The organism is Bradyrhizobium sp. 17 (assembly GCF_023073515.1).
GTDB lineage: Bacteria > Pseudomonadota > Alphaproteobacteria > Rhizobiales > Xanthobacteraceae > Bradyrhizobium > Bradyrhizobium canariense_D.
In genome coordinates, this window is record NZ_JADPJQ010000104.1 from 13,357 (window position 1) to 28,092 (window position 14,736).

At 57.6% G+C, this 14,736-nt stretch carries 11 protein-coding genes; 7 read left to right on the top strand and 4 right to left on the bottom strand.

Annotated features, from left to right (window positions below; translation table 11 throughout):
- Positions 1 to 2 precede the first annotated feature (2 nt).
- From IVB13_RS18910 to IVB13_RS18920, 3 genes are all read right to left on the bottom strand, one after another.
- Positions 3 to 992 (bottom strand): glycosyltransferase family 61 protein, encoded by a 990-nt coding sequence (locus IVB13_RS18910; protein WP_247489997.1) that lies wholly within the window; start codon positions 990 to 992, stop codon positions 3 to 5.
- A gap of 287 nt (positions 993 to 1,279) precedes the next feature.
- A complete protein-coding gene (locus tag IVB13_RS18915; RefSeq protein WP_247489999.1) occupies positions 1,280 to 2,626 on the bottom strand; it encodes a glycoside hydrolase family 16 protein in 1,347 nt (448 codons plus the stop codon).
- A 147-nt stretch (positions 2,627 to 2,773) separates the two neighbouring features.
- Positions 2,774 to 3,961 (bottom strand): acyltransferase, encoded by a 1,188-nt coding sequence (locus tag IVB13_RS18920; RefSeq protein ID WP_247490001.1) that lies wholly within the window; start codon positions 3,959 to 3,961, stop codon positions 2,774 to 2,776.
- 137 nt (positions 3,962 to 4,098) lie between these two features.
- Between IVB13_RS18920 and IVB13_RS18925 the strand changes: the two genes are divergently transcribed.
- Positions 4,099 to 5,376: a hypothetical protein gene (locus tag IVB13_RS18925; RefSeq protein WP_247490003.1), complete on the top strand. Its 1,278-nt coding sequence runs from the start codon at positions 4,099 to 4,101 to the stop codon at positions 5,374 to 5,376.
- A gap of 27 nt (positions 5,377 to 5,403) precedes the next feature.
- Here the strand turns inward: IVB13_RS18925 and IVB13_RS18930 are convergent, their stop codons facing one another.
- Positions 5,404 to 6,474, bottom strand: coding sequence for a glycosyltransferase family 2 protein (locus IVB13_RS18930; protein WP_247490004.1), 1,071 nt, complete (start codon positions 6,472 to 6,474; stop codon positions 5,404 to 5,406).
- A 293-nt stretch (positions 6,475 to 6,767) separates the two neighbouring features.
- Between IVB13_RS18930 and IVB13_RS18935 the strand changes: the two genes are divergently transcribed.
- From IVB13_RS18935 to IVB13_RS18960, 6 genes are all read left to right on the top strand, one after another.
- Positions 6,768 to 7,226 carry a hypothetical protein gene (locus IVB13_RS18935; RefSeq protein WP_247490006.1) on the top strand — a complete coding sequence of 153 codons (459 nt, stop codon included), beginning with the start codon at positions 6,768 to 6,770 and terminating at the stop codon, positions 7,224 to 7,226.
- Between the two features lie 397 nt (positions 7,227 to 7,623).
- Positions 7,624 to 8,607 (top strand): NAD(P)-dependent oxidoreductase, encoded by a 984-nt coding sequence (locus IVB13_RS18940; protein WP_247490008.1) that lies wholly within the window; start codon positions 7,624 to 7,626, stop codon positions 8,605 to 8,607.
- Between the two features lie 643 nt (positions 8,608 to 9,250).
- Positions 9,251 to 11,665 carry a polysaccharide biosynthesis tyrosine autokinase gene (locus tag IVB13_RS18945; RefSeq protein ID WP_247490010.1) on the top strand — a complete coding sequence of 805 codons (2,415 nt, stop codon included), beginning with the start codon at positions 9,251 to 9,253 and terminating at the stop codon, positions 11,663 to 11,665.
- A 68-nt stretch (positions 11,666 to 11,733) separates the two neighbouring features.
- Positions 11,734 to 12,369 carry a hypothetical protein gene (locus IVB13_RS18950; RefSeq protein WP_247490012.1) on the top strand — a complete coding sequence of 212 codons (636 nt, stop codon included), beginning with the start codon at positions 11,734 to 11,736 and terminating at the stop codon, positions 12,367 to 12,369.
- A 204-nt stretch (positions 12,370 to 12,573) separates the two neighbouring features.
- On the top strand, positions 12,574 to 13,890 hold the full coding sequence (locus IVB13_RS18955; protein ID WP_247490014.1) for a hypothetical protein: 1,317 nt from the start codon (positions 12,574 to 12,576) through the stop codon (positions 13,888 to 13,890).
- 12 nt (positions 13,891 to 13,902) lie between these two features.
- Complete coding sequence (locus IVB13_RS18960) at positions 13,903 to 14,592, top strand: hypothetical protein (protein ID WP_247490016.1); 690 nt, start codon at positions 13,903 to 13,905, stop codon at positions 14,590 to 14,592.
- Positions 14,593 to 14,736 lie beyond the last annotated feature (144 nt).

Below are 14,736 nucleotides of genomic sequence, written 5' to 3' on the forward strand. Positions count from 1 at the left end.
GTTCATTGACAGATGGTTTCCAGTGCGCGCTCGAAGATGTCAGGCGCAACGTCGAAATCGAATGGACTGGGCCCAAACGCTCCCTGCGGGCGCGTTCCCTTGCTGTCTCCCACGATGTAGGAATAGTGCGCGCCGGCGGACGTTGCGATCGTGTAGTAGTAGGGGTGCACGTGGTCTGAGGGGATCAGCTCCAGGACTTTTGTTCCAGGCGAGCAGAATACGAGATTGGTCAGCCCTGCGCCATGTGGGCCAACGACAATCGAGCATTCCGAGAAAAACGCCGCTTCATCCTCAACGTCATCAAAGTCGTAGATCTGGAAGCCGAACTTTTTCAGTGCAGGCATCAGCTCTTGTTCGTTGGCAATCTTCCTTTGTCCCTTGCGCGGAACGTATACGCGCCTGTCGTGACGAAGCGGCGACTTGGCGACCGACAAGCGGAAGAACTCCGGAAGCCATGGAGCATAATTCCGTCGCAAGCCTGGAAACGAAGTGCCGATCACGAGATCGGCCTGGATATCCTCCTGCCCCGCCCACACGCACTTGTGCATCGGAATTCCAAGCCGGCGAACGAGTTTGGCTGCCGTTTCGGACGCAGGCTTGGGCAAATAGACATAGTCAACATCATCGAGCGACAGGCCACTTTTCTGAAATAGCGCCAGGCGTCCCAGGCAATCGAGCAGGAAGTGCCCATAGTTTCCTCCGGCGAAATCACTCGCCAGCGAGAGACAGGTGCCGCTTAGCGGCAGCGGCGTCCCGTAGGCAATTGATCGCGGATGGCGCGAGAACGACGGTCCGTACCAGGTGCTCTCGTAGAGCAGCGATCCATCCTCGGTCACGAGCCAGCCGTCGGGACCGAGGATGCGGGCCTTGTCCAGGCGGAGAACGCCCAGTTCGGGCATTCTGTTGTCAACGCTTTCACCGAAACCTGCGTCGCGGCTGCCGAATCGAACCGGTGCCTTCCGCGCCAGTACCTGTTCCTCGACGGCAGTCACCCACGTATGTGGATGTTCACTTCGCCACGTGCGATGATCACAAAGCCGGCTCGGGCTGCCGCGCAATGTACCACGGAGCATTTGCCTGACGGCGCGAACCATTGAGTTCATGGACGACTACCATTGCAAGAGACACTGACCGTGACCGGCAAGCCCGCATGACGGCTCATCTGCCACAGCAAAGCAAAATTCAGACCGACCTTCGGATAGCGTGCCGATCGCGATCACCGGTACTCGGCTTGATTCAGATCACACCGATTGTGCTCACGCTGGATGCACCCCTCCGATCAGCGGCGCACATGCAGCGACAGTAGACGGCAAGATCTGGCTTTTTTTGGTTGGATCACCGTGGTGTCGCAAGCAACTGGGACTTCTTTGGGGCCAACCTCGCCCGCGACTTCAGCCGTCAGTTTGCTGCCCAGCAGATAGTTCCCTTCACGCGGCACGGCGGGCAGCGCAAATTCGATCACGCTGACGCCATTTTCCCCTTCCTTGCGAGAGACCTGTTGCAGCGGCTTCTTTGCCGATGCGACCATAGCGCCGGTTGTTTCGTCGAAGACGTACGCATGAATCGTTCGATTTGTCGGATAGTCGTCCGGAATCTTGATCGGAATGTCGATCTTGAGCGGATCGGTCGTGCCCAGCGACAACACCCCCGCATTCGGCTTCTTATCCGCTACCACGTTCGTAACGTTGAGGAATGTCGGCTTGGGCATGTCGTTGAGCGCTGCCCTATATCCAAAATCATTCGGATCAGGTGTCACGTCGCTCGGACCGCATTTTCGGCTTCCCCGCTCGGAGGACGTGAACTGGCAGACGCGCACGTAGTCGATCTTGAACGCCTGCGGGAAAGCCGCATCATCGATCCCGTGCCGGCCGGCCCAGGCTGCTCCGCCGACAGCGAAATTGAGATCGATGTGCGCCGGTGGCCCCAGTTGGCCGTCCTTCCTGAGCCACTGGTACATGCGCGTGTAGACGAGACGGCCATCCCAGAAGAACGAAATGCGGTCAGGAGCCCAAACGGAGCCGGCAATATGCCAGTCCTTGTTCAGATCCTCCTTGCTGACCATGTCCTGAAACCTGAGCACGAAGGAGCTGTCCACATACGTGTAGGACTGCGGCGTCCACTTATCTTTACTCATGGCATTCGAGTGCAGCATGTTCGGCTTGTCTTCCACGCCATTGATGACGTACTCGAAGATGTCGATCTCCGGCGGATGCCAGAACTTTCCATCAATGTCGTAATCGGCTTCGAGCCAGAATGCCGGCCACGATCCCCGCGCATTCGGAAGAAAGACCCGCGCTTCATAGTAGCCGTAGTAGAATGTCTGATGGCTCCGGATCATCCCGGAGTCGAACGTGTCCGCCCCCTCATTCTTTTTTGCAGTCAGATGCAGCGTACCTTCGGACACCACGTGGTTGTCGCGGTAGCGCTGCTTTTCGTCGTTGAAATGATCCATCGTTTCGTTGTTGTAGATGTAACGGGTCGCCCATTTGGTTCGATCAAGCTTGTCGCCGTTGAACTCATCCGAAAACACCAGCTCCCAGCCAGCGCACCAGGCCGGCGTTGCGGATCCGAGTGCAACGACTATCGAGGCGACACAAAGGAATTGCCTGCGCACGGCTGCGAACATCAACGAGATCCTTTCGGTACGGCTGTTAGCCGGCTGAGAAACGCTGTGCCGGCCCAACGCGCAAAGACGATGGCAATGGTGACGCTGCCACGTCGCAAGCCGGCACAAGCAAGCGCACGGCCCTGCGGCTTTTCCGCGAGTAGACGGTCAACTTGCGATCGTTTTGGGGCGGTGACTTGTCGAACAATCAAGAACATTTGACTGTTCGCCGATCAGGTTCCCTCCTTGAGTGCCGTCGAGTGCTTGATTGATCGGCCGGACTGCCGGTTTGGCGGCGCGGTCAAGCCGCCTTCGAATCTGTCCCGTCATCTTCACTTCAAGCAGGCGATGGCTGATCGTTGCAATGACAAGCGACGGCGGAAGCGAGGCCAGGAGGAAAAACAGTTGCGATCCGCTCCCCAATGCATCGACCATGCCCGTTCGATACATGATCAGCTTGACCCCGGCCATGACGATCGGCGGCCAGAGATAGAAACTGAAGCTGATCGTTCCCAGCCACTGCATCACCTGCCAACGCAGCATTCTTCCGAACAGGCCGTTTCCTCGGGACATGCCAAGCAGGAAAATAGTCCCGAAGACGCCACCAAGAACAACAAATGGAAAAGCAGAGATCCAGTCATGGAATGACAAATATGCCGGCGTGACAAAGCCGACGTAGTCTGTTGCGCTGGCAAGCTCGAGGCCTCTCCAGACAGTCAGGAACAGCACGAAGAAGATCGCCGGGTACTTCGCCAGCGACTGCAACGTGGTCGACGATAGGTACTTCTCCGCAATGAGCACGCCACCAATCATCAGGAGCGCGCGGGGATAGTACACGAGCAAGACCAGCGAACTGACGGCTAATGCCAGCGCCAGCGGCCGACTGACGCCGCTGACCAGGAAAACGACAGCACATACTCCATAGAACAGGAATTCGTATCCGAGCGACCACGCGGCGGGATTGATCTGGATGATGTCAATAAATGGCGGCGGCGCCAACAGATTTGCACCAACCAACAGCAGACTTGGACCCTTTCCTGAAAGCCAACCAGAAATCGCGATCGCGATCACGGTCGTCCAGAGCACAGGAAGAATCCTCGCGTACCGATCAAGAATAAAGGTCACAACCGAGGATGCCCGATACAGGCTTGGCAGAATCACGATTCCACTGATGCCGAAGAAGAACTCGACACCGAATTTTCCGGACTGCAGCGCTTCACCCAACAGCCCCCTGGCAAACAGATCGAACGTGGGTAATCCGGAATGAACGACGTGATACACGAATACCATGAGGCAAAACAAACCTCTGGCACCATGAACGTAAGGGTTAATTCTTGCGCTCGCGTTGTGTTCCATGTGGGAAGTCGCTACAGGCTCTAGTATAGGGGGTGAACAGCCTCACGAGAGAGACCAAGGTGGATCGCGATCGTTACCCTGTGCCCAGACGCACCCACTGACGAGGCGCCGCGAAACAGTAATCGACGAGTCCTAACATGGTGAGCCTCGACACATTCCCAGCCAGAACCTCGTCTAACAAGCGCGCTGCAGCAGCGTCAAGCGACGAGACCAACAGCGTCATTTTCGCGCACATTGCCTTCATTCTGTGCATTTGCATGCAGCGCTTCGGACTCCTCATTGGAACCGGACAGATCTTCTTTTCGCTGTTCGGATTCTTCGCGCTCGTCGCGTGGGGATGGTGGGTTGGTCTGGTGAGCATTCGCGGGCCGCAGACTCTCGCATTCGGACTCGTGGTCGTCTGGTTTCTCTTCAGCGCGGTCGCCGCAGTCGAATCTCCCGATCGCGGTGTCGAGACCAGCTCGGCATCGCTTGCGATGGTTCTTGTCACCAATTCGATCTTCCTGTTCGGACCCTCGACGAGATTCTCCAACGAGGCGGTCCTTCCCGTCTTCCTGTTCTATGTTCGCCTCTGCGCCGTTCTGGCAATCGTCCAGATCGTTCTTCAATTCGGCGGAATCCGCATCTTCTCGTTCAAGGATGCAATCCCGGCGCTCGATCCGGTCCTCGTCGAGTCGGCCTACAATCAAAATGCGGTGGAATTTTATGGCTCGCTGAATCGGCGCGCGAACGGGTTTTTCCCGATAGAGCCGGGAGCGCTGTCCCAATTGCTCGCTGTAGGTGTTGTCATCGATGTGTTCATTTTGCGGCGACTTTCCTGTCTTCCGTTGTACGCGATCTCGTACGTGCTCACTCGATCCGGATCGGGCCTCCTGGTGCTCGTCGTGTCCCTCGGTGTCTATCCCCTGATTGCTCCGCTCAAATCACTGCGGGTTATCGCCATCGGGGCGGCCGTTGCCTTGATGATCGGCACAACGTACCTCATTGCACCGGAACCTTTTGATCCCATCGTTGGAAGGCTTGATGAATTCAGTTCAACCAAGTCGAGCGGCTATGCTCGTTACGTCGCCCAACTACAGACTTGGGACTATCTCTTTCAGACCGACAGAGTGCTTATCGGCTCCGGGCCCGGCGGATTGGAACGGTCGCCCGCCTACTTTGGCGGCAGCGGAAATCCCGTTCTCAAGCTCGTCGCGGATTACGGTATTATCGGGCTACTGATCTTCCTGTTTTATCTCGTCCTCTCGATCTTCAGGAAAGACAACTCGATGCTCGCATTGACAATGCTCGCCTGCTATCAGCTCGGCGGCGGCAACCTCGCCATGGCTCCATTCCTGATCATGATGGCAATGCTGTGCGTATGGTCGCAATCGCCAGGCGCTGGCCTGAGGTCGATTCGTCCTCGGGCTCTCTGACCGAAGTGTCCCAGCCCTGCCCCGTGTTCATCGAATGATGCGGAATCGACCGAGCAACGCGCGCAACCATTTCGGCCGCTGGGCAGGCACGTACCGCAAGCTCACCAGGGCGCGACGAAAATACCGCGGACTGATGAGGATGCAGAAGATCCACGCCAGCAGCGATATGCGCTGCGATCTTGAGAACCCCTGCGGCGACGCAGCCGCTCCAAGCGCATCGACAGCGATGCTCAATGAACTATCCGCCGCGATTGGATGAAGGTCCGGCCGCAGCTTGAACGACGCTGTCCGCAAGCAAAGAAATATCAAATTACACTTAAGCGCATCGGGCGCAATCGGCAGCTTCTCCGTGCGCGCGATCTCGGAAAAGAAGCCGTACCGCCTCTGCGTGAGGTCGATCTCTCTCGCAAAGCGGGTATCGTCTAGTTGAAGGAACGCCCCGTGATTGAGGCCGTGCACCCGATAATATGCCAATGGTTTGGGGATTGTCACGATCTCGCCACACGCGGGAGCGGCCGCCAAAAGATAACTGTCCGGAGCCCGATCAACGAAATCGGACTCGAAGCCGAAAACACGCTCGACAAACCATTTCGGGTAGGCATTTCCAGACCCGGGCGGGGTCGGATAAGCGCCGGTGGTTGCCATCCACTTGCGGACGTCCTCCGATGTCGGACAGGAGAAGTACTGCGGCAGAACGTTTCCGGTCGGCTGCCCCTCGGCATTGATCACGCGCATCTGAAACTGATATTTGCTCGCGGCTTTGGACCAAACGGATACGATCTCCGTCATCACATCAGGATGCAAGGCATCGTCCGAGTCGAGAAATATGATGATATCGCCAGACGACCTGCCAAAGCCATTCACGCAGGACATCATCTGCCCGGCGTTCGCCTGGCTGATGATTGTGACTTCGTCTGCAAATTCGTTGATCACGTCGAGTGAATGGTCTGTCGACCCGTCATCGACGACGATCACCTCGACGTTTGGCCATCGTATGTCCAGCGCGCTGCGGATCGCGGATCCCACGTAAGCTGCGTAATTGTGGTTCGGAATGACGACCGAGAGGCGCGGCAGGATCGCCAGCTCGACTTCCGACAACACCGCGTGTCCTGGTATCTCCTTCAACATTCGCCGCCTAGAATACTCGCGTTGTAAGTACGTCGCATGACGGCCGAGAGAACATCACAGCCGACGGACGTTAGACACCCAATCCGGGGAGGTGCAGCCTCTAGCACATGTTTTCAAGCGCAAGGAAGAGGCAAGTTCCTCGCCTGCAATCCAGGGAACTATTTTACCCGTCATTCTGTTGCCGCAACTGCAATTCTATCCTGCCGCCGATAACCGCGGCTTCCTTCGAGAGCTGGCCCCAACCATCATGGATGTGCAGAGCAGTGAAGATGCATGATAACTTATCTACGCACTTAGAGGGTTATTTGGCGATCTCTGTGGCTATCGCTTCATCGCTCCTCGCGACGACGGCCGATGCTCAAATTTCAGGCTTCGGTCGCACGTCTGCTCCGATGTATGGCGGCTCCGGCATTTCCACTCGGCCTTCGAGTTCGGTTCGGCCGATGGAAGGTACGTTCGCGCCAAATCACACGACTATAGACGGAAAGCTTTGCATATCAGTCAATCCGTTGACGCACCCCCAAGCCAACAACCCCAAGATCATCGAGCAGATTGTGCTGGTTCAAAACATTTGCGGTCAATCGATCCGGGTTCGGGTTTGCTACGCGGGTAGTTCCGATTGCATGGACGTTCCGCTCGCAGGCTACCAGAAGCTGCAAAGGCTATTGGGGATCGCGGCCGGTTCAACGAACTTTCAATTTGAGTATCGCGAGCTCTATTGAGCTGCTGATCCAACGAGCAACCTGGTTGGACGCGAAGTGATGCCTTCACAAGAAAGTACGATCATACCCGCACATCTTCCCATCTACTCGCGTTCCCGCTCGAACCAGTGCCACCGCATTTAAGGATAACCCAGATGGAACCGATTCCGCTGAGCATGTCACACCCGCTGCCGGTAACGATGTTGTTCTCGCCGCATGAGCCACGCATGCTTGATCTGCAGACGCAAAAACGCTCGCCAGCGGGGGCACCACACGTCAAGCGATCTCGGTCTTGGCGGGCACCACTCTTGCACCGGATCGTGCAACTCTCCAATGGGCGAGCTCGATTACCGGGGAGCCCTGACCGGAATTCGTCGCAGTTAACTCAGCACCTTCACTCACGTTGACCCTCGCGCACATGTCCAATCTCACCCAGGCTATTGTATTCGGAGGCGCAGGCTTCATCGGTACACATCTGATGACGCGGATGCTCGCTTCCGGGCGCTACAACAGGATCGTTTCGGTGGACATCGGCAAGCCTAGGGCGCACATCGAAGGCGTCGAATATGTCCATCATGATGTCCGTGAGCCAATCGACCCGAAGCTGGGTGGCGGGGTGCCTGCCGACATCTTCAACCTGGCTGCGGTCCATGTCACCCCGGGTCATCCGGACGGAGACTATTATTACACAAACGTGCTGGGTGCGGTGCACGTCTGCCGATTTGCGAAAGACACTGGCAGCCGGAATATCATTTTTACCAGCTCGATATCGGTCTACGGTCCGACCGAAACCCCACTTACCGAAGATGCGACGCCAGTCCCGGTCAGTGCCTATGGACGCTCCAAACTCTCGGCCGAAGCGATCCATCGCCTTTGGCAGTCGGAGGACCCGGACAGGCGGCTGACCATCGTACGCCCCGCCGTCATCTATGGCCGCTACGAGCGAGGCAATTTTACGCGATTGTCGAGGCTTCTCGAACGGCGGGCCTTCATCTATCCCGGCCGAACCGACACCATCAAGTCGTGCGGCTACGTGAAGGACCTCGTCTCGTCGATGCTCTTCATGGCGTCTCGCAACGACAGTCTGTCGATCTACAATTTCTGCTATGAGCACCGTTACACCATCAGCCAGATTTGCTCCGCCTTCTCTCAAGCTGCCGAATACCCCAAGCCGACGATAACGATTCCGGTATGGCTCATGAATCTGGCCGTGCTTCCATTCGAGGTGCTGCAGGCCGTCGGCGTCAAGACCGGCATCAATCGTGACCGGATCAAGAAGTTGTGGTTTTCTACGAACATAGTTCCGAAGCATCTGATCGCAAGCGGGTTCAAATTCGACTACGACCTGGCAAGCTCGCTTGTCGATTGGCATCGGGAATCGTCGTTCAAGGATTTTGATTGAGATCTCGTTGGCGTGATTTTTAAGTGCTCGGACGATCAGAGATTCACCGGTGGAACTCCAAAGCCGACCCCTGCCACTATAGCGGATACTCCGAAGCCAGGCTCGTTCGCACTCCTGCGTCTCGTGCTCGGACGTAACTCCGGCACCGGATTCCCTTTCCTGTGGCAGTTGCTCGATCCTCATGCTTGACCGTCACACTCAGGCCGATATTGCATTGCAGAATTCGATGCTGGTCGCGCGTATTCCACCGCGTCAGCATGCGGGTCGAGCCGTCTCCCCAGATCATGGGCACCCCATGATCTTCTCAGGCGGCGTAACTCGTTAGTTTTGAAAGTCCGGGTTTTTTTGGCAGAGTTGGCGGAGAGGCATTGTGACGATTTTGCGGCGAGCGGCACCGACATTGGCCCGGCAGCGTTGCCGAAACCTGTCTGACCAAACAACGTGTCGGACGATCCAAGTAGGTGTTTCGCCGGGGCCTCGATGGCGTTGGTCGAGTCTCGAGCGCCGCGATCGCGATCACCGCATCGGGCGTGTCGAGTTCTGCCAACGCACGACTTCTAAGCGGCACTTTACCATTCCCGAATCAGCGCGACGACAAGGCAGCCTGTTGCCGCATTCACAGAGATTTAGGTAGGCGGGCGGGATGCTTCAGAAGATCACATCTCGAGAGATCGAGACCGCCGCGCCGGAGGCTCCATCGCTGGAGCAGACCATCTCCTCCGCGCTCGCGCTGGTGAGCCGGCAGTATCCTGTGATGATTTTCACGCTGCTCCTGTGCATCGGCCTTGCCGGCATCTACGTGTTCACGGCACCGAAGCGATATACCGGAACGGCGATCCTGATGATCGACAGCCGTAAGATGCAGGGCCTGCAGACACAAGCGCCCGCGAGCGGCGGAGACAACCCGATCGACTCGGCGATGGTCGACAGCCAGGTCGAACTTCTCAAGTCCGAAGCGATCGCCACCAAAGTCATCAAGGACTTAAAACTTGTGGGGTCGGCAGACTTCATGAGCGATGGTGGCGGATTGCTCAGCAGCATCAGTGGCGCGATTACCGGAATATTCTCCGAATCGACCCCGCCCACGGAAGAGCAGATACTGCGCGCAGCACTCGCTCGCTTTGCGAGCGGCCTCAGCATCAAGCGCGTCGGCGTCACCTATGTTATCGAGATCTCCTTTCAGGCATTATCGCAGGAGCTGGCAGCGCGGATCGCCAACGCAGTCGCGGACGGCTATATCTTGGACTCGTTGGAATCGAAATATCAGGCATCGAGACGGGCGGCGGTCTGGCTGCAGGACCGATTGAAGGAATTGCGGTCACAGGCGTCTTCTGCCGAACGCACTGTTGCGGATTTCAAGGCCAAGAACAACATCATCGACGCCGGCGGCCGACTGCTCACCGAGCAGCAACTCGCTGAAATCAATACTTCGCTGACGGCTGCGCGTAGCCAGCGTGCGGAGGCACAAGCTAAGCTCGAACGCATCACCGCGATATTGAATGCGGACAGCGACGATTCCAAGGTCATTTTGAATGACCTCGCGACTGTGAGCGAGACGATGGCCAACCCAGTCATCACCAAATTGCGCCAGACCTATCTCGAGTACGCGGCCAAGCAGGCCGATTGGTCGAACCGGTATGGACCGACACATCTGGCGGTCGTCAATTTGCGCAACCAGATGCGGGAACTACGACGCTCGATCATCGACGAACTGCGGCGCACCGCCGAGGTCTACAAGAGTGACCTTGAAATTGCCAAGGCGCGCGAAGAGTCCAGCCAGAAGAGCTTGAACGATACGATAGCGGTCTCGAATAATACAGGTCAGGCCCAAATCGTCCTCAGAGATCTGGAAAGCAACGCTCAGAGCGCTCGCGCATTGTCAGACAACTTCCTGCAACTCTACATGGTCTCGGTTCAGCAGCAGTCGTTTCCCATTACCGAAGCGAGGGTGATCAGCCAGGCCGCGTCGACTCTTCCCAACAAGACGTCGCCAAGAACGACACTCATCCTACTTGCGGCGATCGTGGGTGGGTCGATTCTCGCAGCCCTCGTTGCAATCCTGCTTGATATGATGGATCGCGTCTTCCGTACCGCTTCGCAGGTCGAGCAGTTCGTGGAGACCCGCTGTCTCGCTTCGATTCCGGTGATAGAGCGGGGCGCCGTCAAAGCGAATTCCGTTCAATCCGGCAAAGCGGCCTGGCGATTCGGCAAACGCGACAAGTCCAAACCGCAGCAGGCACCCACGAGTTACGGAAGATCCGGCACGACGTTGCCACTCCATGGATCCTCGCCCGGGTTCAGCCACCAGCAGTCCCATCGCGACCGTCTGCTTTCAACCGAAGAGAGCGTGGGGCGGCACGTGATCAATGCCCCGTTTTCACGCTTCGCAGAGGGATTTCGGTCGATTAAGCTAGCCAGCGATTTTGCGAATTTCGGTGCAGGCTCCAGCAAGGTCCTGGGGATTACCTCCGCTCTTCCGAACGAGGGAAAGTCCACCATCAGCGAAGCGCTGGCCCAAACCTTGGCGCAAAGCGGCTGCCGTACACTGCTGATGGACGGCGACATTCGCAACCCAAGCCTCACCGCGAGGCTTACTCCGGCTGCGCAGGGCGGCTTGATCCACGTCGTCCTGGGCCAAGCCGACTGGAGGGATGTAGTCTGGATAGACCCGCAGACGAATCTACAATTTCTTCCTTGTGCCATCACATCGCGCTTCTCGAATTCGAGCGACCTGCTGGCCTCGAAACAGATGGAAGACCTGTTCCAGGAACTACGGCAGCACTTTGATCGTATCGTTCTTGATCTTAGCCCGTTGGCGCCCGTCGTCGACGTTCGGGCGACCGGGGGGCTGGCTGATTCCTATATCCTTGTCATCGAGTGGGCGAAGTCCAAAGTGGACATCGTCGAGCGCGTGCTAAGCGAAACGCCGGTTGTGCGCGAGCGTATGCTGGGTGCGGTTCTTAACAAGGTGAACGTGTCAGTGATGAGCCGCTACGATACGTACGGCGCGGCCTACTATCGCAATCGATACTACAAGAGGTACGGTTACGTCGATTAACATCCGATGCTTGATCTGGAGCTGTGGGCAGCGCTTGTCCGATATTTGACAGGGCCGTTGGATACAACATGAATGATTTGGCGCTAGCGCATTCGGGGCTTTTGATGATGCGCTCAATTTTGCTCTGTGTTGGTCTCTTGATGACGACAACTCCCGGCCGAGCCGAGCCGATGAGTCCGGGCATTCTGAACTGCGGGTCTGGGATCACCGCCGAGCAGCGTCGACGTTGCGACGAAGAAGCGTTCAAGCAGATCCAGTCCGGCAGCCAATCGACACAGCTTGAGAGCGGATGGCGACTGGTGAAGAGCAAAAATCCGGACGGTGGCGCCGATGCCATTTCAGTGATGCATGTCGTCGATAGTGCCAAGTCGGATACGGGCCTTGCTGGCCTGAGCCTGCAATGCGGAAAAGGTGGTATCGAAATTGTACTGATTGTACTCGAGCCACTGTCCCGCTCGGCGCGACCGAACGTAGCCCTCATAGCAGGAGAGAAGCGGGCAGAGTTCCAGGCATCTGTGATCCAGAGCGGCGTGGCGCTCCAACTACCCGCCGAGGCCTCGAAGCTTGCTGCCAGCGACTGGCAAAATGCAAACGAGCTTGCAGTTGAAATTGGGACCGCACCGAAAGCGATCCACGGAGCGGTGCCGCTGGCTGGACTGGCGACGGCTCTCCGTTACTTGTCGCGGTCCTGCTATGCTCGATAATCTAGCCCGAAACTGTCATGCCGCGCGAATGCCGCAAATCGACCGCATGCTGCACCAGTTGGGAGGCCGCGTTATGATGATGGGCCATAGTGGCAATCACCGAGACGAGGGTGGCGTCGCTTTCTTGGCCATGCGCCGCGTATCAATGTCCCACTCGTGCAATGCTGCACTCCATTCCCGCTTCCATGTCTCACGGTTCTCCGATTGTTCATCGCGTCCCGGCTTTTGATCGCATTGATGGCCGCGGCTCCGATCTTGGCCATCACAGGCGGCTCCTTCGCACAGCATGTGATTTCACTTGCTACTGCGACGATGATCGCCATGGTAACAAGAGGTCCGGAGACGCAAATCGCGTCGGCCGCGCCATTGCTGAAGCAATTTCTCCTCATATTCTTGCTTCCGGTCGTCTGGATGACCATGCAAATCTTTCCGATGTCTTCGCTTGCGAACCCGATCTGGTCGGCGACTTCGATCGCATTGAACCAACCATCGCTGCCGGGCCGCATCAGCGTTGATCCCGGCGCAACGTTACAAAGCTTGTTCCTCTATCTGGTCAATGTGTCGCTCCTGGTGTCGACCGTCGTCATCACCAGGGATCGCCGTACGGCCGAAACGATCCTGTTCGTATTAAGCGCAGTGACGACCCTCATATCAGTCGAGTTCCTACTCAGCCAGCTCGATGCGTTCGCCGGAATCATTCCCCAGACAGGCGCGGCTACGAATCTGTTTCCGGCAGCAGCCGCTCTTGCAATATTGATAAATGGCGCGCTCGTCGCCCGGGCACTCGAACGCCACCTGCACCAGCAGAACATCCGCAATCTGGCCTCGCCCCAACTGTGGGTCGGCGTTTTCTGCGGCCTGTTGGGAATTGCCTTAGCGTTCGCCGCACTTGCGGCCCTCGGACAACACACATTGGTGGCGGTTACTGGCTGCGGATTGATGGTCCTCGTGTTCATAGCCGCTGTCCGACGCTTGGGATTTCGGTTTTGGCCTTCGGCGCTATTGTTCTTGGGCCTTGCAGCAATCGCCAGCGCGATGGTTGTGCCGCACTCTCTCTCCGGACGCTTGGGCCTCCTTGGATTCGTCAGCCTCCCCCCGGAAGCACTTGCGCCGGCAAAGCACCTGCTCTCTGATGCACCGACGTGGGGGAATGGTCTCGGAACCTTTAGGCTGACTTCGATAGCCTATCAGGAGTTCGGCGCTGCTCTGGCAGACCCTCCTTCCACCGCAGTCTTGATGACTGTCGAGGCGGGAAGATTGGCGAGCGCCATCCTGGCAGCTTTCGCCGCCCAGTTCTTCCTCGTTAGCTTTCGCGGCGCCGTTCGGCGAGGACGCGATTCCTTTTTCGCCGCCGCCGCGGCGGCCGTCGTCGTCGTCGTGCTCTGTGAGAGCTTTCTTGATTCAAGCCTCTCAAACCCCACGATTCAAGCGATCGTGGCGGTGATGGTCGGAGTTGGACTTGCACAATCGGTAGGACGGACCAGCGGCGCCGACCGCTCGGCGGAATGCCGCGAGCCGTAACATTGGCTTTGTATGAACTATGCATCGAAAATGAAGTCATCGAGCAGATTTCGCATTCTTCTGATGGCGTTGGCCTTGACGGTCGGATCCTATGCGATTGTATCGGCCGTGGCGGAGGTGACGGCGCTGGGTCGGACGACATTTCCCACAGATGCGGCCGAGATTGGGACGCGGTGGACTGGAGAGGCGCCCTCATTGCTGGGAACGCGCCCGCCGTTTGGATCGGAGCTGGAGAGCAATCATGCCTTGATCGCCGCGCTGCAGACAATCGAGTCCGGTCGGCAAAGGGCCACGATCCTGCGATCAATAGCGCATACCGACGCTCTCAGCCGGGTCCGGCGGACGTTGTCGACGTCTCCTTACAATCCTGAACTATGGCTGGCGCTGGCGCTGCTTCAGGTCCAGCGCGACCCGCACGATCCGGTCGTGGTCGAGGCCCTGAAGATGGCATATTTCGTCGCACCAAACGACGCGCGATTGATGCCGGCGCGGATCGACATGGCGACCCGCTTCGACGCACTCGCCCTTCCCGATGTCAAGGACCTCGTACGCAGTGACGTTCGGCTCATCCTAATTCGCCGACCCGGGTCGAGATCAGCACTCGTGTCCGCTTATCGGCGGGCATCAAAACTGGGCAAGACTTTCCTGGAAGATGCCGTTGAATCGATCGACTCGTCCTTCCTAGCTACACTGCGCGGTTGAACTCGTGGCGTTTAGTGGGCGCGCTTCGCTGCAGTCGCCCGAACCTCGTTGAGCCAAGTCTTCTCAACCTCACCTGACCTGCCCCCGAGCTTTCATCCAGCGGCAATTAGAGTCTCGGCTTGTTTTACGCCACGAGGCGCGGGT